Below are 19,065 nucleotides of genomic sequence, written 5' to 3' on the forward strand. Positions count from 1 at the left end.
CCAGCCCGACCGGGTGCCGCGCTGCACCCTGGCGAAGGCAGGCTTGCAGCCCGGCGAGGGCTGGGCGCCCAGCGCCGCAGCGGGGCCCGCGCCGCGCTCACGGCAGCGCCGGTTCGTCGCGCCACTGCGGCGCCAGCAGGCTGGTGGCGTGGCGTGCGGACAGCAGATGGGAGCGCATCTCCCGGTGGGCCGCCAGCGCGTCGTGCGCGAGCAGGGCCTCGACCAGGCGGCTGTGCTCCTCGTAGGACTGGACCAGCCGGTCCAGCCGGGTGAACTGACCGCGCCGGAACGCCATCACCCGGCTGCGCAGAGTGCGGGTGGTGTCGATCAGGTAGGGGTTGTGGGCGCCTTCCAGGATGATCTGGTGCAAGCGCTGGTTGGCGCGGTCGTAGGCCTCCATGTCGTGCGCCTGCATGGCCTGGCGCCCCTCGGCGTGGGCCTGCAGCAGCTGCTGGCGCTCGGCCTGGGTCAGGCGCAGCGCCGCGTGGCGGGCGCAGGCCGACTCGAGTTCGGCAATGGCCTCGAACATCAGGTCCAGCTCCGCCGAGTCGAGCTGGCGCACCACCGAGCCCCGGTTGGGGCGGTAGTCGGCCAGGCCGCTGGCCACCAGCAGCTTGAGCGCCTCGCGCACGGGGGTGCGCGAGACCTGGTAACGCGCGGCCATGGCCTGCTCGTCGAGGTGCAGGCCCGGCGCCAGCCGGCCCAGCACGATGTCGTCGGCCATGCGGCGCAGCACATGGTCCACCAGCTGCCCCCGTGGCACGGGGGTGGCCGTGCGGGGAGCGTCGCCGCCTTTGGGCATCAGTAGCCCACCGTGGTCAGGTCCTGGAACCAGTGCTGGGCCTGCACAAAGTGCTTGATCTTGGGCGAATGGGCATGCGGGTTGGTGTCGTGCACCACCCACAGCATCAGCGCCTGGTTGACCAGGGTCTCATGCAGCGAGGCCAGCAGCTTGTCCTGCGCCTTGGGGTCAAAGGTGGTGCGGATCTTGTCGATCGTGGCGTCCACCTGCGGGTCGCTCAGCCCCCCCCAATTGACGCCATTGGGGGCGATGTAGCGGCTGTCCATGAAGCGCGTCAGGGCGTAGAACGGGTCGGCCGTGACATAGCCCAGGTTGATGGCGCTGATGCCCTTGCCGGCGTTCATGTCGGCCTTGGCCCCGCTGCGCCAGTGCAGGTACAGGTTCTCCAGCTCGACCACCTCGAACTCGATCTGCACCCCGATCTCGGCCAGGCTTTGCTGGATGAACTCGTTCATCGGCAGCGACAGCATCTGGCCACTGCCGCCCTGCGCAATGATCACCTTCGCCTTGAGCGGACGGCTCTTGCCGTAACCCGCCTGGGCCATCAGGGCGCGCGCTTGGGCGAGGTCGTACTTGACGTCGAAGGTCGGCTTGCCGAACCAGGGGCTGGTGGCGTCGAGCTGGCCGCGGGCCACCGAGGCCTGGCCATTGAGCAGGCTGACAATCGCCTCGCGGTCGATCGCCAGGTTGACGGCCTTGCGCACCCGCACATCGGCCCAGGGCGAGCCGGGCTGGGTGCTGAAGTGGTAGGGCCAGACATGCGGCGTGACGTTGCTGACGATCTTGAAGCCCCCCTTTTGCAACTGGCCCAGCGCGTCCGGCGGCGGCGTTTCGATGACGTCGACCTGGCCGTTGAGCAAGGCGTTGGCGCGGGTCAGCGCGTCGGGGATCGGCAGCAGCACGATGCGGTCGGCCTTGGCCAGGCGGGCCTTGTCCCAGTAGCCCGCATGGCGCACCAGCTCGGCGCGCTCGCGCGGCACCAGCTTGTCGAGCTTGAAGGGGCCGGTGCCCGAGGGCTGGCTGGCGACCTTGTTCCAGTCGCGCCCCAGTTTGTCCCACTGCGCCGGGCTGCCGATCAGGAACCACGGCAGTTGGTACGGGAACAGCGCGTCGACGTCCTTGGTGGTGATTTCCACCACCTCGTCACTGACCTTGCGCCAGCTGGCAATCGACGGGATGCGTGGCCGCACCTGGGCGGCTTGCTTGGCGTCGTACTGGGGCGACTTGTCGCTCAGCACCTTGTCGAGGTTCCAGACCACGGCGTCGGCGTTGAAGACCGAGCCGTCATGGAACTTGACGCCCTTGCGCAGCGTGAAGAGCCACTTCTTGGGGTCTTTGGGGTCGGGCTTCCATTCGGTGGCCAGGCCAGGCACCAGCTTGCCGGGCCGCGAGCCGATGTTGGCCTCCCAGGCGATCAGGGGGTCGTAAATCGTGTGGCCGGTGAACTGGTAGGCCCCGGCGCCGCGGTCGGGCTGACCCGAGGTCAAGGGGATGTCGGCCATCGAGATGCCGTAGCGGACCACCGATTCGGCCCAGCTGGCGCTGCTGACGCTCAAGGCGCCCACGGCCAGGGCCGCGGACCAGGCCAGGCGGCGAAACCGCAGGGAGGCTGATTGCATGGAAGAGGCTCCTCAAAGTTCGGAAAGCCTCTGCTGAGCATGCAACATGCCAACCCGGCGCCGTGAGCGCGCTGTTTTTTGCCCGAGCGCGCCCCGCCTGGCGCGGCAAGGGTTTGTACTTGGCGCCCGTGGGTGGGACGCTGCGGGGTCACCGGCGCGCCACTCCCCAGGCCTGTGCATGCACCGAGATCAGGCCTGGGCCGGCGCAGCGGGTGCCCCGGCTCAGGGCGGGCATGGGCCCCGGGCGCCCTGGGGCAACCGGGCACCGGGGGGGGCCGACCGACCGGCTCAGTCGCCGGTGATCTTGCGCTCCACCACGATCTTCTTCCACTTGGCCGCATCGGCCGCCACCAGCGCGGCGAACTGGGCCGGGCTGCCGGTGACGCCCTCGATGCCCAGGCGCGCCAGCTTGTCCTTGACCTCGGGGTCGGCCAGCGCCTGCTGCACGGCGGTGTTGAGCCGGCCTTGCAAGTCGGTTGGCAGCCCCTTGGGGCCGTACAGGCCGAACCAGGTGGTGGACTCGAAGCCGGGCAGCACATCGGCGATCGGCGGCAGGTCGGGCACCAGCGGGCTGCGCTTGAGCGTGGTCACACCCAGCGCCCGCAGGCGGCCGTCGCGCACATGCGGCAGGCCCGTGGGCAGCGAGTCGAACAACACATCGAGCTTGCCGCTGACCAGGTCCGGAATCGCCAGCGCGGTGCCCTTGTAAGGGATGTGCACCACAAACAGACCCGCCTGCGACTTGAACAACTCGGCCGTCAGCTGAACGATGGTGCCGTTGCCACTGGAGGCGTAGTTGAGCCGCCCCGGGTTGCGCCGCGCGTGCTGGATCCATTCCTGCACCGTGCGGGCGGGCGAGCTGTTGGGCACCAGCATGATGCTGGGCGCCAGCCCCACCTGGGCGATGGGGCTGAAGTCGTGCACCGGGTCGTAGGGCAGTTTGGCGTTGAGTGCCGGGCCAATCGCGTGCGTGCTGCTGGTGGCCAGCAGCAGGGTGTAGCCGTCGGGGGCCGCCTTGGCCACCAGGTCCGAGCCGATGGTGCCACCGGCGCCAGGCCGGTTCTCCACCACCACGGTGGTGCCCAGGCGCTCGCCCAGCTTCTGCGACACGGTGCGCGCCAGGATGTCGGTGGCGCCCCCGGCCGGGAACGGAACCAACAAACGCAGCGGCTTGCTCGGGTAGCCCGCCTGGGCCCAGACCAGCGGGGCCGTGCCCAGGGCGGTGGCGGCACTCAGAAGATGACGTCGTTTCAAATCCAACTCCTCACAGGTTCAACAGTTCGAACGAGGCGGCAAGTGGCGTGCCCGTCCCCAGCGGACTCAGTGGCGAGCCCCGCCCACGATGCGGTGGTGCATGCGGCGCAGCGACCACCACACCGACAGCACCACCACCGGGATGGCCACCGCCGTGGTGGTCTCGGCGCTGAGGGGCCAACCCACCTTAGTCGCCCCCTTGGCCACGTAGCCCAGCAAGCCGACGATGTAGTAGCTGATGGCGGCCACCGACAGCCCCTCCACCGTGGACTGCAGCTTGAGCTGCAGGTCCTGGCGTTGGTTCATGGTGGTCAGCAGGTCCTGGCTGCTTTGTTGCTGTTCGATCTCGACCCGGGTACGCAGCAGGTTGCTGATGCGCGAGACGCGCTGCGACAGCGCGTCCTGGCGCCGGGCGGCCCACTCGCAGGTGCTGCGCGCGGGGGTCAGGCGGCGCTCCATGAACTCGCCAATCGTCTGCAGCCCGGCCAGCCGGGTCTCGCCGATGTCGGCAATGCGTTTGTCGACCAACTCAAAGTAGGCGGCGCTGGCTGAAAACCGGCTGTGCGTGAGCGCGTACTGGCTCTCGACCTGGCCGGCCAGGCGGGTCAGGCGGTCCAGCAACTGAGGTTCGTCGTCGCGGGCGGCGGCGCGGATGGCCTCGGCCAAGGCCGCCAGCTCCTGGTCCACAGTGGACAACAAGGCGCCCGCTTCACGCGCCACGGGCAGGCCCAGCAGGGCCGCCATGCGGTAGGTCTCGATCTCGAGCAGGCGCTGCACCAGGCGGCCCAGGCGGCGCGGCGACAGGCTGCCGGCCAGCAGCAGCATGTGCGAGAAACCGTCGGCATGGATGGCGAAGTCGGTGTAGACCTCACCATAGCCGTCGGCCACCTGCGAGGCCACCAACGACTCTTCGTGAAACAGGCGCTTGACCCAGGCCTCGGGCTCGGGCGCGGTGGTCGGCAGCACCGACAGGTGCATGGCCGTGAAACAGCGCCCTGGCAGGGCGCTGAGCCAGTCCTGCGGCACCACCGCCGCCGCCGTGGGCAGCTGCGCGCCACCAAGGGCCGCCCCATCGATGGGGCGGCTGAAGGTCCAGCTGACGAACTCGGTGTGCAGCTCCCAGCGCAGTCGAAACGGTCCGAGCTCGGTGCGCAAATGCGTCGAGCCCGCATCGGGCGGCGCCTGGTGGTGGTCACGCAACAAGGTGGCCAGGTGCTGGCGACTGAGCTCACGCTGCTGGGCGTCGCAGGCCATGACCAAATGAGAAATCACCAGCGGTGCCGTCAAGGCCTCCGGTGGACGGGCGTGGACCTCGTTGTGCAGCGCCACCCGCTGCGGGTGCTGTTGGAGTTGAAACGGCTGGCTCATGCGTCCCTTGGTGAATCCGGATGGGCTCCGGGAAACTGTCATTTTCACCCAAGCGCCCGCGCGCCCATCGAAGCCGAGGTGCCGCCATCCCCAGGGGGCGACCACAGGCGAAAAAAAACGGCACCCGAAGGTGCCGTTTTGGCGCATCGACCCGGGACGGACCGGCTCAGGGCCGGGGTCCCGGACGGGCTTCAGTCGTCCACGAAAGCCTGTTCGCGCTTGTTCTTGACCGCAGGCATCAGCACCACGATCAGCAGCAGGGCAGCGGCGGCCAGCAGACCGGCCGACAGCGGACGGGTCACGAACACGCTCCAGTCGCCACGCGACAGCAGCAGCGCACGGCGCAGGTTTTCTTCCATCATCGGGCCCAGGATGAAACCCAGCAGCAGCGGAGCGGGTTCCACGCCCAGCTTGTGGAACAGGTAACCGATGAAACCGAAGCCACCCACCATCCAGATGTCGAAGGTGTTGTTGTTGGTGGAGTACACGCCGATCGCGCAGAACAGCACGATGGACGGGAACAGCCAACGGTAAGGCACGGTCAGCAGCTTGATCCAGATGCCAATCAGCGGCAGGTTCAAGATGATCAGCATGGCATTGCCCAGCCACATCGAGGCGATCAGGCCCCAGAACAGTTCGGGGTTGCTGGTCATCACCTGCGGGCCCGGCTGGATGTTGTGGATGGTCATCGCACCCACCATCAGCGCCATCACCGCGTTGGGCGGGATGCCCAGCGTCAGCAGCGGGATGAAGGAGGTTTGGGCACCGGCGTTGTTGGCCGCTTCAGGGGCAGCCACACCGCGGATGTTGCCTTGACCGAACGGGACTTCGCCAGGTTGCAGCTTGGTCTTCTTTTCGATCGTGTAGGCCGCGAAAGCCGCCAGCAGCGCGCCGCCACCGGGCAAGATGCCCAGGGCCGAACCCAGGGCCGTGCCACGCAGCACCGCAGGGATCATGCGCTTGAAGTCGGTGGCGGTCGGCAGCAGGCCGTCGACCTTGGCGGTGAACACTTCACGCTCGTCATCCGGCTGGGCCAGGTTGGAGATGATTTCACCGTAACCGAACACACCCATGGCGATCGCCACGAAGCCAATGCCGTCGGTCAACTCGGGGATGTCGAAGCTGAAGCGCGCCACACCGGAGTTCACGTCGGTACCGACCAGACCCATCAGCAGGCCCAGCACGATCATGGCCACCGCCTTGAGCAGCGAGCCCGAAGCCAGCACCACGGCGCCAATCAGGCCCAGGATCATCAGCGAGAAGTACTCGGCCGGGCCGAACTTGAAGGCGACTTCGGTCAGCGGCGGCGCGAAGGCGGCCAGGATCAGCGTGCCCACGCAACCAGCGAAGAACGAACCCAGACCGGCGGCCGCCAGGGCGGGACCTGCACGGCCCTTGCGGGCCATTTGGTAGCCGTCGATCACGGTCACCACCGACGAGGACTCGCCCGGCAGGTTGACCAGAATCGCGGTGGTCGAACCACCGTACTGAGCACCGTAGTAGATGCCGGCCAGCATGATCAGCGCGGCCACCGGGGGCAGCGCGTAGGTGGCGGGCAGCAGCATGGCGATGGTGGCCACGGGGCCGATGCCCGGCAGCACGCCGATCAGCGTGCCCAACAGGCAGCCGACGAAAGCGTAGACCAGGTTTTGCATGGTGAAGGCCACGCCAAAACCGAGCGACAGGTTATTGATCAGATCCATTTTGTGTTGTCCTCGATGCTCAACCGGTGATGAAGCTAGGCCAGACCGGGAACTGCAGTTTCAGCAGCACCACGAAGGCCAGGTAGCTGCCCACGGCCAGGATGACCGACAGCCCCAGAACGCCCTTGAGGTTGAACTCGTTGCCCGCCAGGCTGGCAATGATCACCAGCGCGAAGATGCCCAAGATCATGCCCATGGCCGGGATCCCCAGGCTGGGCAGACCGCCCAGCAAGATACCGAACAGGAAGTTGGCCGCCAGGATGAAGAACAGCGGCTTCCAGGCCCACTTGCCGATCTTGTCACCCGATTCCGTCTCGACCACCAACGCCTTGAAGGTGATCACCGCGCCGATCAAGGCGAGCAAGATCCCCAACATGAGCGGGAAGTACCCGGGACCCATGCGAGCACCACTACCGACGCTGTACGTCGTGGCACCCCATGCAAACGCAATGCCGACCACCATGAACATGAGGCCGGAAAAAAAGTCTTTTTGACTTTTGATTTTCACGAGTTATCTCCTCGAAAGAATTTTTCGACTGGCTGATTGTGGTGGCTTTCAGTTGGCTGACGGATGTGGATACCACCTACCAAAAACGCCTCGCGGCGCCCCGCTGTCACAAGGTGGACACAAATAAGCGCCAAACCAAGGGAAAACCCAAATTGACCTCATGAGGTCGTCGAACCTCTTTCGAGAAGATCGTCCTGTTCAGTCAGCGCACGATCAAAAACAAGGGCTCAATCCAGCGGCGGCGTGGCCGCCAGCACCTCTTCGAGCGTGGTCAGGCCCTCGGCCACCCGCAGCGCCCCCGCCAGGCGCAGCGGGCGCATGCCGTCGGCCACGCCCTGGCGGCGCAGCACGTCCATGCTGGGCTCTTTGGTGACCTTGTCCTTGAAGACCTCGCTGACCGTCAACAGCTCGTACAGGCCCATGCGGCCCATGAAGCCGGTCATGCGGCAGTCGACGCAGCCCACGGGCTTGTAGGGGCGGTAGCCGCCGTTGATGTTGATCTTCCAGGGCTTCACAAAGTCAGCCAGGGCCTGCTCGGACACCGACTCGTCACGCACCTTGCACTGCTTGCACAGGGTGCGCACCAGGCGCTGCGCCAGCACCCCCAGCACGGTGGCGTTCAGCAGGTAGGGTGGCACCCCCAGCTCCATCAGGCGTGTGATGGCGCTGGGCGCGTCGTTGGTGTGCAGGGTGGAGAACACCAGGTGGCCTGTCAGGGCGGCCTGCACCGCCATGTCCGCGGTTTCCAGGTCGCGGATTTCGCCCACCATGATGATGTCGGGGTCCTGCCGCATCAGCGAACGCAGGCCTTCGGCGAAGCTGAAGTCGAGCTGGGGCTGGACCTGGGTCTGGTTGAAGGCGGGCTCGATCATTTCGATCGGGTCCTCCACCGTGCAGACGTTCACCTCGTCGGTGGCGATGCGCTTGAGGGTGGAGTACAGCGTGGTGGTCTTGCCCGAGCCCGTCGGGCCGGTGACCAGCACGATGCCGTAGGGGCGGCGCACCAGCTGCTCCCAGCGCTGCGCGTCGTGGTGGGAGAAGCCCAGCGCGTCCAGGTCTTTGACGGCGGTGTCGGGGTCGAAGATCCGCATCACCATCTTCTCGCCAAAGGCGGTGGGCAGGGTGGACAGGCGCATCTCGACCTCATCGCCGCGCGGGTTGCGGGTCTTGATGCGGCCGTCCTGCGGGCGGCGGCGCTCGACCACGTCCATGCGGCCCAGCAACTTGACGCGCGCCACCATGGCATTGAGCACGCCCATGGGCATTTGGTAGACCGAGTGCAGCACACCATCGATGCGAAAGCGGATCACGCCCTGCTCGCGCCGCGGCTCCAGGTGGATGTCGCTGGCACGCTGGTCAAACGCGTACTGCCACAGCCAGTCGACCACCCGCACCACGCCCTGGTCGTTGGCGTCGAGCTGCTTGTTGCTGCGGCCCAGCTCGACCAACTGCTCGAAGCTCGCCGCGCTGTTGACGGCGCCCGCCTTTTGCGCGGCACGCACGGACTTGGCCAGGGCAAAAAATTCGGCGGTGAAGCGCTGGATCTCGAGCGGGTTGGCCACCACGCGGCGCACGTGCCGGCGCGACTGGCGCTCGACCTCGGCCACCCAGTCGGTGATGAAGGGCTCGGCCGTCGCCACCACCACCTCGGTCGGCGTGACCTGCACCGGCAACACGCGGTGGCGCTCGGCGTAGGCCGCGCTCATGGTGTCGGCCACCTTGCCCACATCCACGCGCAGCGGGTCGATGCGCAGGTAGTCCACGCCCGCGCGGCCTGCGATGTACTGGGTCAGGGTTTCGAGGTCCAAGGACTTGCCATCGGTGGCCCGCGCCATGGCCACGCTGGCCAGGCGCACCAGCGGGTGCTGTGCGCTCTCGGCCTGGGCACAGCGCGCCACGGTGCGTTCGGCTTCTTCGGCCGAAATCACCCCGTCGTCGCGCAGCCAACCGACCACCCGGCGCCAATCCAGCAGACCGACAAAGGCAGACGCAAGGGCCGCAGCGGCAGGCGGGACGGGGGAAGTGACAGGTCGTTGGCGATGGGGCATGGGGCAACAAAGCCGCGGTGGGCCGATCAGGCCGGCCCCAGGCGGCCGGCAACCCCTTCAGCATAACGCGCCGGCACGGGCACGACGGCCGCCAGCCCGCGATTTACAGGACCGCCACGCGCCCTTTGCGAAGCCGTCACCCAAGGCGCAGAGGACCTGGCGGCCGGACCGAGCGAGCGGGCCGCGCAGTCGGCCAGCCCGAGGGCCCCGCCGCCGCAGTCGAGCGCGCCGCGCCCTGCCCTCAGGCCGACAGCTTGGTCTGCAGCGGCTTGAAGGCGCGCAGCCACTTGGTGGCCGGCAGGTCCCAGCGGCTTTGGATGAACTCGGCGCGCTCCATCAGCACCTCGCGCTTGGGCCGCGAGGGCGTGCGCTGTGCCAGCACCACGGTGTTGCCTTCGCGCGTGGGCTTGAAGGCCCAGACGGCGTCGATGCCGAAGGCCTCCACCATTTTCTCGACGCTGCGCTCGTAGCTGGACGAACGCCCGAACAGGTTGACCGTCATGCAGGCGTCGTCGCTGAGCAGGCGCCGGCAATCGGCGTAGAACTCGGCGCTGTCCAGCACCGGAGCGGCGGCCTCGTGGTCGTAGAGGTCCACCTGCAAGGCGTCGACCACGCCCTGCCACATGGGGTTGCGGATCTCTTCGGCCGCATCGGCGATCACCACGCGCAGCTTGCTGTCGTCGGCCGGCAGCTTGAACCAGCCGCGGCAGGCATGCAGCACCTGCGGGTTGAGTTCGATGGCGGTGGTGGTGACGCGCAGCTTCTTGCGGCAGAACTTGGTCAGCGTGCCGGCGCCGAGGCCGAGCTGCATGGCATGGAATCGGGTCAGGCGCGCCGGGTCGGTGAACAACAGCCAGGCCATCATGCGCTGCACGTACTCCAGCTCGATGTCGTACGGGGCGTCGAGGATCATCGAGCCCTGAATCCACTCGGTGCCCAGGTGCAGGCAGCGCACACCCCCGTAATCGGAAAAATTGACTTCTGGGAGTTCGACGGCAGGAGCGGACTTGGGGCGGGCCATGGCGGAGCATTCAAAAAAGGTGCCGAACTTTAGCAGGCGCCCGCGCCGGGCCCGCGCGCCGAGGGGCGGGCCCCTGGCCCGATGCCACCCCGCCGCGCCCTGGCGCCCTCAGAGCAATCCCGCCTGCCGCAAGGCCTCGCCCCACAGCGCCAGCTTGTGCTCAAAGCGCTGGGACGCGTTGGCCGGGCTGCTGGAGGGCAGGCGGCACACCGGCAGGCCCAGGCCCTGGGTGTGGCGGGCGTGGCGGAAACTCTCGCCCCCGTTGTGGGCGATCAGCGCCAGCGAAGGGCAGCGCTGGCGCAGCCCACTCAGGTCGTTCAGTTCGGCGTGGCGGATGTCAGCGTCCAGGCTGCCTTCGCGTTCGCAGGCGGCGTAGACGTCCCACAGGCCCAGCCCGCGCTCCAGCAGGGTCTGCACCCGTTGCGGGTAACTCTGCGCCACCAGGTCACACTGCCACAGTGTGCCCAACAAGCGCCAGAACTGGTTCTGCGGGTGCCCGTAGTACTGCTGCAGCGCCAGCGAGCGAGCGCCCGGAAAACTGCCCAGGATCAGCAGCCGGGTGTCTGCGTTCAGGATCGGCGCCAGGCCCTGCAGGCTCATGCGGCCCCCTCGGCCCGGCCCGTCAGCATCGCCTCGGCTGGGGTCTCGGCCTCCGCCTTGGCCGCCAGGCTGGCCCGGACCTCGGCCGGCAGCAGCGCGCCCAGCTTGGGCAGGGCCTCGCAGGCGTTGCGCGTGGTGGCCTGCAACACCGCCGCCAGGGGCAGACCACGCAGGTCGGCCAGCACCTGGGCAATGCGGGGCAGTTCGCCAGGCGTGTTGCGGCCCTGCGGCTGGCCCGCGGCACGTTCGGCCGCAGGGCGGTACAGCCAGTGCGGGGGGATGTCGGGGGCGTCGGTCTCCAGCACCAGGGCCGACAGGGGCAGCTCGGCGGCCAGGCGCCGCAATTGCAAGGCACGGTCAAAGGTCAAGGCGCCGCCAAACCCCAGCTTGAAACCCAGGTCGATGAAGGCCTGCGCCTGCTGCGCGCTGCCATTGAAGGCATGGGCAATGCCGCGCCAACGCGCGCCGCGCCCGCCGCCCACGGCGCGCAACCCCGCCAGCACCAGGTCGGCGGAACGCCGCACATGCAGGATCACCGGCAGCCCGTGCTGGCGGGCCAGTTGCAGCTGGGCCCGGTACAGGGTCTGCTGGTGCGCCATGTCCAGACCGGGCACAAAGCCGTCGAGCCCGATTTCGCCCACCGCGACCAGCCGGGGGTCATCGCGGGCGGCCTGCAAGGCGACCGCCAGTTGGTCAACGTCGGCCCCCGTGGCCGGCGCGGTGTAGAGCGGGTGGATGCCCAGTGCATAGCTGTCGCCATGGCGGTGGGCCAGGGCGCGCACCGCCTCAAAATGGCTGACCTGCACCGCGGGCAGCACACAGTGCCCCACCCCCGCCGCACGGGCCTGTTGGCGCACCGCGTCGAGGTCCGGGGCCAGCTCCGGCGCGTCCAGGTGGCAGTGGGTGTCCAAACAAAACAACATGGGGGCGATGATGCCGCAAAGAGAACGCCCCTGAGCCGCCCGGGGTGGCACGCCAAACTGGGGCTCAATTTGTGCTGGCTCAGCATGCGAAGCGCCCGCTTCGGGCTAGACTGTGTTTCTTCATTGACCCAGCGGGAATCGCCATGACCTCAGAAGCCCAACGCGAGATCGACGAGCGCACCAACCTCACCAGCAGCAACAAGTTTGAATTGTTGCTGTTCCGCCTGGGCAAAGATGCCCACGGCGACAAGGCCGAGCTGTTCGGCATCAATGTGTTCAAGGTGCGCGAGATCGTCGAGATGCCCAAGATCACCGCCATCATCGGCGCCGCCAAGGGCGTGCTCGGGGTGGTCAACCTGCGTGGCCAGGTGATCCAGGTGGTCGACCTGCCCTACATCGTGGGTTGCCAGCCGCAATCGGGCCTGAACATCATGCTGGTGGCCGAGTTCGCGCGCCACACCATTGCCTTCGCGGTCGAAGGGGTGGAAGAAATCGTTCGCCTGGACTGGACCCAGGTGCTGGCGGCTGAAGGCAATGCCGCCTCGGGCCTGGTGACCAGCATCGCCCGCCTCGACGGCGACGTGGACAACACCCGCCTGGTGCAGGTGCTGGACGTGGAAGCCATTCAACGCCGGGTCTCGCCCACCCCCGACCAGGAAGTCAACCCCACCACCATCGGCCCCGGCCTGACCCTGCGCCCGGGCACGGTGGTGCTGGCCGCCGACGACTCGCCGATGGCCCGCACGCTGATGGAAAAGAGCCTCGAAGCCATGGGGGCGCCGTTCATCATGACGCGCAGCGGCAAAGAAGCCTGGGAGCGCTTGCAAGCCATCGAGGCCGAAGCCCGCGCCCAGGGGCAGAGCATCCAGGACCGCGTGGCGATCGTGCTGACCGACCTCGAAATGCCCGAGATGGATGGCTTCACGCTGACCCGCAACATCAAGCAGGACGGGCGCTTCAAGGGCCTGCCCGTGGTCATCCACTCGTCCCTGTCGGGCACCACCAACGAGGACCATGTGAAGAGCGTGGGCGCTGATGCCTACGTGGCCAAGTTCGCCCCGGCCGAACTGGCTCAGGTGCTGCGCACCGTGATGACCCGCTGAGGCCACAGGCGGCACCGCGCGACGCCCCCCTGGTCGGGGGGCCGGGCGTCGACCAGGCAGGCCGACGCCTTCGCGCTGTCCCGCGTTCTCGCCCCCAGGCCTCCTGCCGCGCAGTGAGGCCGTTTTTTTGGGGGCGGCCCCGCGCCAGGCCGCCAGGGGGCGGGGCTCAAGTTCGACCACTTTTGGGCCGATAAAACCGTCAAGTGATGGCGTTGGCCCGAGTCGCCGGCTGGTTTGACGCCGAGGCGATCAAAAGCCGGAGATGGCGGTGATTCACCCCTCTTTTCAAGGCTTTGAAAATGCCAGTCTGGCCGACCATGGCGGCACGTGGGAATGCGCCATGACAGCCTTCGATGGGCGGGGACTGGTGGTGTGCTCCCCGATGAGCCACACCATGAACATCCTTCGACTGCGCATCCGCCCTGACGCACCGATCAACCTGCATTCGCCGCTGACCCCGACCAGCCCGTCGGTGGTGACCGTGCGCAACTCCGTGACACCCCATGTGCCCCCCAATCCGGGCGCCCAGGCCAACGACAGCCTGCCGCGCAGCCAGGCCCGCGGCAGCGTCGACGGAGCGGCCGCCTCGGCGGCCTGAAGCCGCACGCCATCCAGCCAGGTGGGGCCCTGCGGGACCCGACCACGGCCGGCGGCCTGGACCTCAGTCCAGCAGGTCAAACTGCTGCCGCAGCGCGGCAGCGAACTCGGCCCCACCGCTCAGCGACAGCGTCAAGGTGCAACGCTGATCGCTGGGCAAGTGCTGGCCAGCAGCCAAGTCGGCGTGCGCCATGTCCAGCCCCAGCGGCTGCACCGGCGAGGCCTCGACCCAGGCCTGCACATCCACATCCCACAGCGCCCCCTCGTCCAACGGCCCCTCGGGTCCGAAATGCCGACGCGCCCAGTGCAGCACGGCACGCCACTCGGACGCCAGTGCCGGCCATTGCGCAGGCCAGACGCTGGCCATGGCGTCGAAGGTGTGCACCTCGTCGGCGTCGTCGCTGACATCAAACACCAGGTAATCCAGCGCCTGGCTCATGGCATGACCTCGCTGCGGTCTGGCTGGCCCGGGCGGGTCTCGGTCAAGCGACCGCGCACCAGGCGCAGTTGGCGCGCACAGCGCGCGGCCAGGGTTTCGTCGTGGGTCACCATGACGAAGGCCGTGCCCTGCTCCCGCGCCAGGCGCAGCATCAACTGAAACACCTGCTCGGCGGTGCTGCGGTCCAGGTTGCCCGTGGGCTCGTCGGCCAGCACGCAAGCCGGTTGGGCCACCAGGGCACGGGCCATGGCGACACGCTGGCGCTCGCCGCCCGACAGCTCGGCCGGGCGGTGCTGCAGCCGGTCGCCCAGACCCACCGCTTCCAACATCTGTCGCGCGGCCTCGCCGGACTGGCGCGGGTCCGCCCGGCGGATGCGCAAGGGCATGGCCACGTTGTCCAGGGCGCTGAACTCGGGCAGCAGGTGGTGAAACTGGTAGACAAAGCCCAGGTGCTGGTTGCGCAGGCGCCCCTGGGCGCTGGCGTCGAGGGTGCCCAGGTCCTGCCCCATGACGGTGACACGGCCTTCGGTGGGCGCATCGAGCCCGCCCAACAAGTGCAGCAGGGTGCTCTTGCCCGAGCCCGAGGCGCCCACAATGGCCACCGTGTCACCACGCGCGATGCGCAGGTCCACCCCTTGCAGCACCGGCACGTCGAGCAGGCCTTCGGTGAAGCGTTTGCACAGGCCCGTGGCCTGCAGGATGGGTTCAGAAGGGTCGGTCTTACTCATAGCGCAGCGCCTCAGCAGGGTTCACGCGGCTGGCCCGCCAGCTGGGGTAGAGGGTGGCTAGGAAAGCCAGCACCAGGGAAATCAAGGCAATCGGCACGATGTCGCTGCTTTGGGGCTCGCTGGGCATGCGGCTGATCAGGTAGATGTCCTTGGGCAGAAAGCTGGCCTGGAAGGCGCGCTCCAGCGCAGGCACCAGCACGTCGATGTTGCAGGCGATGCCCAGGCCGAGCAGCAGCCCGGCCAGGGTGCCCACCACCCCCACCATGGCGCCCTGCACCACAAAAATGCCCATGATGCTGGACGGGCTGGCCCCCAGGGTGCGCAGGATGGCGATGTCGGCGCGCTTGTCGGTCACCGTCATCACCAGGGTGCTGACCAGGTTGAAGGCGGCCACGGCCACGATCAAGGTCAGGATGATGAACATCATGCGTTTCTCCAGCTGCACGGCGGCAAACCAGGTCTTGTTCTGCCGCGTCCAGTCGGTGATCAGGAGGTCACCACTCAAACTACCGGCCAACTGCTGGGCCACTTCGCGGGCAGCCTGCAGGTCGCGGATGCGCAAGCGCACGCCGGTGGGCCCTTCGAGGCGGAAGATGCGCGCCACATCGTCCAGGTGCATCATGGCCAGCGTCGAGTCGTATTCGTAGTGGCCCGAATCAAACGTGCCCACCACGGTCATCTGCTTGAGCCGGGGCACCACGCCCGCCGGCGTCACCTGACCACTGGGGGCCACCAGGGTGACCGGGTCGCCTTTTCGCACCCCCAGACTGCGCGCCAGTTCGCTGCCCAGCACCACGCCAAACTGCCCAGGGACCAAGCGCTCGAGCAGCTCGTCCTTGAGGGCGGCGGCGAGGTCGGTCACTTCGGGTTCGCGCAGCGGATCAATGCCGCGCACGATGGTGCCGCGCAAGGTGTCGCCGCGCGCCAACAGCGCCTGCACCGCCACAAAGGGGGCCGCCCCCACCACCGCCGGGTTGCGACGCGCTTCCTCCAAGGTCTTGGAGGGGTCGGGCAGGGCCTGACCGTCGGGGGTGAAAATCTCGATGTGGGCCACCACGCTGAGCATGCGGTCGCGCACTTCCTTCTGAAACCCGTTCATCACGGACAGCACGATGATCAGCGCCGCCACGCCCAGTGCGATGCCCAGCATGGACACGCCGGAGATGAACGAGATGAAGCCATTTCGCCGGGTGGCGCGGCCTGCACGGGTGTAACGCCAACCCAAGGCCAGTTCGTAAGGGATTTGCATGGAGCCGAGATTGTGGCATCCCGGACAATAGCCCCATGTCAGATTCGAAACTTGCCCCCTTGGGGGCCGACCCGACGCCGCAAGCCGTCATCGTGCCCTATGCCGCGGCAGCCCCCGAAGGCGCCCGTGCCGCCCTGAGTGCCTTGCAACTGCCCCACCTGGACCGCCTGCTGCCCACCTTGCAAGCAGCGCCCACCGACGAGGGGGACGAGTACCACTACATCCCCCCGCACGAGCGCGCGTTGGCGCGGGCCCTGGGTTTGCCCGACGGGGTGTCCCCCGCGGCGCCCCCCCCTTGGGCCGCCCACCGAGCCCAGCAACAGGGCGCCGCCCCGGGCACCGCCTGGGCCTGGTTCTACCCCTGCCATTGGCTGGTCGGCGCCGACCAGATCCAGATGAGCGCCCCCAGCGAACTGGCGCTGAGCGAGCGCGAGGCGCAGGCCTTGCTGGCCGTACTGGCACCGTTTTTTGCCGAGGACGGCATCACGCTGCAGATCGACACCCCGGAGCGCTGGCTGGCCTCTGGGGAGGTGTTCCGTGACCTGCACAGCGCGGCACTGGACCGTGTGCTGCGCCGGGACATCCAGCTGTGGCTGCCCGAGGGCCCGGGGGCACGCACGCTGCGCCGCCTGCAAAGCGAAACCCAGATGCTGCTCTACACCCACCCCTTGAACGAGGCCCGCCAGGCCGCACGGCGGCCGGTGGTCAACTCCTTCTGGGTCAGCGGCAGCGGGGTGCTGCCCGCCACCTGGCAAGCCCCCCGCCAGGCCCCCACGGTGTGGGACACGCTGCACCAACCGGCCCTGGACGGCGACTGGGCCGCCTGGTCGGCCGCTTGGCAACAACTGGATGCCGGGCCGGTGCGCGAGCTGCTGCAGCGCAGCGAAGCCGGCCAACCCATTGAGCTGACCTTGTGTGGGGAACGCTCGGCCCGCCGTTGGCACTCGGCGCCCCGCTCGCTGGGCCAGAAGCTCAAGGGCTGGTTTCAGCGCCCGCGCTGCAACACCGCGTTGGAGGCCTTGTGAAAATCACGGAACGCGATGTGCCGCCCCGTGCCGTCTGGGCGCTTCAACAAGCCGGGGTGCATCCCCTGCTGGCCCGCCTGTATGCCGCCCGCGGCGTGAGCCAGGCGGAACAACTCGACGACGGTCTGGCGCGCTTGCTGCCCCCCAGCAGCCTCAAGGGCGCGGCACAGGCCGCGGTCTTGCTCGCCGAGGCCATGGCCCAGAACAAGCGCCTTTGCATCGTCGCCGACTACGACTGCGATGGCGCCACAGCCTGTGCGGTAGCCGTCCGGGGCTTGCGCCTGCTGGGGGCGCGCCAGGTCGACTACCTGGTGCCCGACCGCGTGGTGGACGGCTACGGCCTGACCGCCACCATCGCCGAACGGGTACACGCGCGCGGGGCGGATCTGCTGATCACCGTGGACAACGGCATCGCCAGCCTGGACGGCGTGGCACGGGCCCGAGCCCTGGGCCTGCAGGTCCTGGTCACTGACCACCATTTGCCGGCGGCCGAGTTGCCCGCAGCCGATGTCATCGTCAACCCCAACCAACCGGGCTGCGACTTTGAGAGCAAAGCCATGGCCGGGGTGGGGGTGATGTTTTACGTGCTGCTGGCCCTGCGTGCTGAGTTGCGGCAACGCGGTCTCTTCGACGCGCAAAATCAGCCAAAGCTCGATACCTTGTTGCCATTGGTGGCCTTGGGCACCGTCGCCGACGTGGTGCGCCTGGACGCCAACAACCGGCGCCTGGTGGCCCAGGGCTTGAAGCGCATCCGCCAAGGCGCGCTGCCCGCCGGGGTGGCGGCCTTGTTCAAGGCCGCGGCCCGCGAAGCCCGGGTGGCCACCACCTTTGACTTCGGCTTTGCCCTGGGGCCCCGCATCAACGCAGCGGGTCGCTTGTCTGACATGACGCTGGGGATCGAATGCCTGCTCACCGATGACCCGGGGCGGGCAGAGGAACTGGCCAAGCTGCTCGACAGCATCAACCGGGAACGGCGAGAGATCGAAGGCGGCATGCGTGACCAGGCGATGCAGATCGCGGAGTCGCTGTTCGACCCCGACGAAGAAGCCCCCCCGGCCATCAGCGTGTACGACCCCGACTTCCATGAAGGCGTGGTCGGTATCGTGGCCTCGCGCCTCAAAGACAAACTGCACCGCCCGACCTTTGTGTTCGCGGCCAGCGCCGCGCCCGGCAAGTCCCATGAGCTCAAAGGCTCGGGCCGGTCCATTCCCGGCTTCCACTTGCGTGACGCCCTGGACCTGGTGGCCAAACGCCACCCCGGTGTGCTGATCAAGTTTGGTGGCCACGCCATGGCTGCAGGCTGCACCGTGGCCGAAGAACACTTTGAGGTTTTCGAGCAGGCCCTGGCCCAGGTGGCCCAGGAATGGCTTGATGCTGCCACCCTGACGCGGCGGCTCGACACCGACGGCGCCCTGGCCCCGGAGTACCGGCGCGTCGACCTGGTGGACACCCTGCACCGAGAGGTCTGGGGGCAAGGCTTTGCCCCACCGACCTTCAGTGAAGAAGTGGAAGTGGTGTCCCAGCGTTTGGTCGGTGAGAAGCACCTGGCCTTGAAGCTCAAGCACCAGGGACAGCCCGTGGATGGCATCTGGTTCGGTCACACCGATCCGCTGCCGCAGCGCGTCAAGCTCGCGTTCCGCCTCGATGCCGACGAGTGGCAAGGGGTGCGCCGGGTGCGCTTTTTGGTGGAGGGGGCCGAGGTGTGAAGAAGGCGCCCTCCTGAAGCAGGCCGTGGGTACGCCATCGGCGTTGCGCCTGGCTAGCCAAACAGCGCCTTCGGGTGCTGTTTTTGTTGGTGGGTGGAGGTGGTTGAGGGCGTGTGTGGAAGTGGCGAGGAGGAGGCCAGCGGGTTGGCCAGAGCTGGCCTGAGCAGAGGTGGTGATGGCGCAGGCCATGGCTCGATGGCCCATCGCTGCAAGCGCTCCACGGCCCAGGGCGCGGGAGTGGTTTTCAGCCCCCCAAAGACAAAACCCCCGCCCAATGAAGGGAGGGGGTTTTGAGGGCTGTAATAGCCTGACGATGACCTACTTTCACACGGGAACCCGCACTATCATCGGCGCTGAGTCGTTTCACTGTCC

At 68.0% G+C, this 19,065-nt stretch carries 17 protein-coding genes; 4 read left to right on the plus strand and 13 right to left on the minus strand.

From position 1 onward, the window contains the following. Positions 1–97: 97 nt before the first annotated feature. From PSQ40_RS18475 to PSQ40_RS18520, 10 genes are all read right to left on the minus strand, one after another. A complete protein-coding gene (locus PSQ40_RS18475) occupies positions 98–802 on the minus strand; it encodes a GntR family transcriptional regulator (RefSeq protein ID WP_273953360.1) in 705 nt (234 codons plus the stop codon). After that, positions 802–2,421 (minus strand): ABC transporter substrate-binding protein, encoded by a 1,620-nt coding sequence (locus tag PSQ40_RS18480; protein WP_273953361.1) that lies wholly within the window; start codon positions 2,419–2,421, stop codon positions 802–804. The genes PSQ40_RS18475 and PSQ40_RS18480 overlap by 1 nt, the downstream gene beginning before the upstream one ends. A 288-nt stretch (positions 2,422–2,709) precedes the next feature. Then, complete coding sequence (locus tag PSQ40_RS18485; RefSeq protein ID WP_409338619.1) at positions 2,710–3,675, minus strand: Bug family tripartite tricarboxylate transporter substrate binding protein; 966 nt, start codon at positions 3,673–3,675, stop codon at positions 2,710–2,712. Between the two features lie 66 nt (positions 3,676–3,741). Further along, positions 3,742–5,043 carry a DUF3422 family protein gene (locus PSQ40_RS18490; protein WP_273953362.1) on the minus strand — a complete coding sequence of 434 codons (1,302 nt, stop codon included), beginning with the start codon at positions 5,041–5,043 and terminating at the stop codon, positions 3,742–3,744. A gap of 191 nt (positions 5,044–5,234) precedes the next feature. Then, the gene (locus PSQ40_RS18495) at positions 5,235–6,746 is read right to left on the minus strand and encodes a tripartite tricarboxylate transporter permease (RefSeq protein WP_273953363.1); all 1,512 of its coding nucleotides are present in this window, start codon (positions 6,744–6,746) and stop codon (positions 5,235–5,237) included. Positions 6,747–6,765: 19 nt separating this feature from the next. Continuing rightward, the gene (locus PSQ40_RS18500) at positions 6,766–7,254 is read right to left on the minus strand and encodes a tripartite tricarboxylate transporter TctB family protein (protein ID WP_273953364.1); all 489 of its coding nucleotides are present in this window, start codon (positions 7,252–7,254) and stop codon (positions 6,766–6,768) included. A 227-nt stretch (positions 7,255–7,481) separates the two neighbouring features. After that, positions 7,482–9,302 carry a GspE/PulE family protein gene (locus tag PSQ40_RS18505; protein ID WP_273953365.1) on the minus strand — a complete coding sequence of 607 codons (1,821 nt, stop codon included), beginning with the start codon at positions 9,300–9,302 and terminating at the stop codon, positions 7,482–7,484. 241 nt (positions 9,303–9,543) lie between these two features. After that, complete coding sequence (locus tag PSQ40_RS18510; protein ID WP_273953366.1) at positions 9,544–10,323, minus strand: class I SAM-dependent methyltransferase; 780 nt, start codon at positions 10,321–10,323, stop codon at positions 9,544–9,546. A gap of 108 nt (positions 10,324–10,431) precedes the next feature. Continuing rightward, a complete protein-coding gene (locus PSQ40_RS18515) occupies positions 10,432–10,923 on the minus strand; it encodes a DNA-deoxyinosine glycosylase (RefSeq protein ID WP_273953367.1) in 492 nt (163 codons plus the stop codon). Next, positions 10,920–11,846, minus strand: a complete 927-nt coding sequence (locus tag PSQ40_RS18520; protein ID WP_273953368.1) for a TatD family hydrolase — start codon at positions 11,844–11,846, stop codon at positions 10,920–10,922. The genes PSQ40_RS18515 and PSQ40_RS18520 overlap by 4 nt, the downstream gene beginning before the upstream one ends. A 143-nt stretch (positions 11,847–11,989) precedes the next feature. Here PSQ40_RS18520 and PSQ40_RS18525 point away from each other — a divergent pair, with 143 nt between their 5' ends. Then, on the plus strand, positions 11,990–12,949 hold the full coding sequence (locus PSQ40_RS18525) for a chemotaxis protein (RefSeq protein WP_273953369.1): 960 nt from the start codon (positions 11,990–11,992) through the stop codon (positions 12,947–12,949). Between the two features lie 394 nt (positions 12,950–13,343). Continuing rightward, on the plus strand, positions 13,344–13,547 hold the full coding sequence (locus tag PSQ40_RS18530; protein WP_273953370.1) for a hypothetical protein: 204 nt from the start codon (positions 13,344–13,346) through the stop codon (positions 13,545–13,547). A gap of 63 nt (positions 13,548–13,610) precedes the next feature. Here the strand turns inward: PSQ40_RS18530 and PSQ40_RS18535 are convergent, their stop codons facing one another. Genes PSQ40_RS18535 through PSQ40_RS18545 form a run of 3 tightly spaced genes read right to left on the minus strand, consistent with a single transcriptional unit; the run spans position 13,611 to position 15,962 of the window. Next, positions 13,611–13,985 (minus strand): hypothetical protein, encoded by a 375-nt coding sequence (locus tag PSQ40_RS18535; RefSeq protein ID WP_273953371.1) that lies wholly within the window; start codon positions 13,983–13,985, stop codon positions 13,611–13,613. Then, positions 13,982–14,713, minus strand: a complete 732-nt coding sequence (gene lolD, locus PSQ40_RS18540) for a lipoprotein-releasing ABC transporter ATP-binding protein LolD (RefSeq protein WP_273953372.1) — start codon at positions 14,711–14,713, stop codon at positions 13,982–13,984. The genes PSQ40_RS18535 and lolD overlap by 4 nt, the downstream gene beginning before the upstream one ends. Next, positions 14,706–15,962: a lipoprotein-releasing ABC transporter permease subunit gene (locus PSQ40_RS18545; protein ID WP_273953373.1), complete on the minus strand. Its 1,257-nt coding sequence runs from the start codon at positions 15,960–15,962 to the stop codon at positions 14,706–14,708. Before PSQ40_RS18545 ends, lolD begins: the two co-directional genes overlap by 8 nt. Positions 15,963–15,997: 35 nt before the next feature. Here PSQ40_RS18545 and PSQ40_RS18550 point away from each other — a divergent pair, with 35 nt between their 5' ends. Both PSQ40_RS18550 and recJ read left to right on the plus strand, forming a co-directional pair. Then, entirely contained in the window at positions 15,998–16,987 is a 990-nt protein-coding gene (locus tag PSQ40_RS18550) for a phosphoglycerate mutase (protein ID WP_273953374.1), read from the plus strand. Continuing rightward, on the plus strand, positions 16,984–18,693 hold the full coding sequence (recJ, locus tag PSQ40_RS18555; RefSeq protein ID WP_273953375.1) for a single-stranded-DNA-specific exonuclease RecJ: 1,710 nt from the start codon (positions 16,984–16,986) through the stop codon (positions 18,691–18,693). The genes PSQ40_RS18550 and recJ overlap by 4 nt, the downstream gene beginning before the upstream one ends. Positions 18,694–19,065: the final 372 nt, after the last annotated feature.

The organism is Curvibacter cyanobacteriorum (assembly GCF_028649475.1).
In the GTDB taxonomy this organism is placed as follows: domain Bacteria; phylum Pseudomonadota; class Gammaproteobacteria; order Burkholderiales; family Burkholderiaceae_C; genus Curvibacter; species Curvibacter cyanobacteriorum.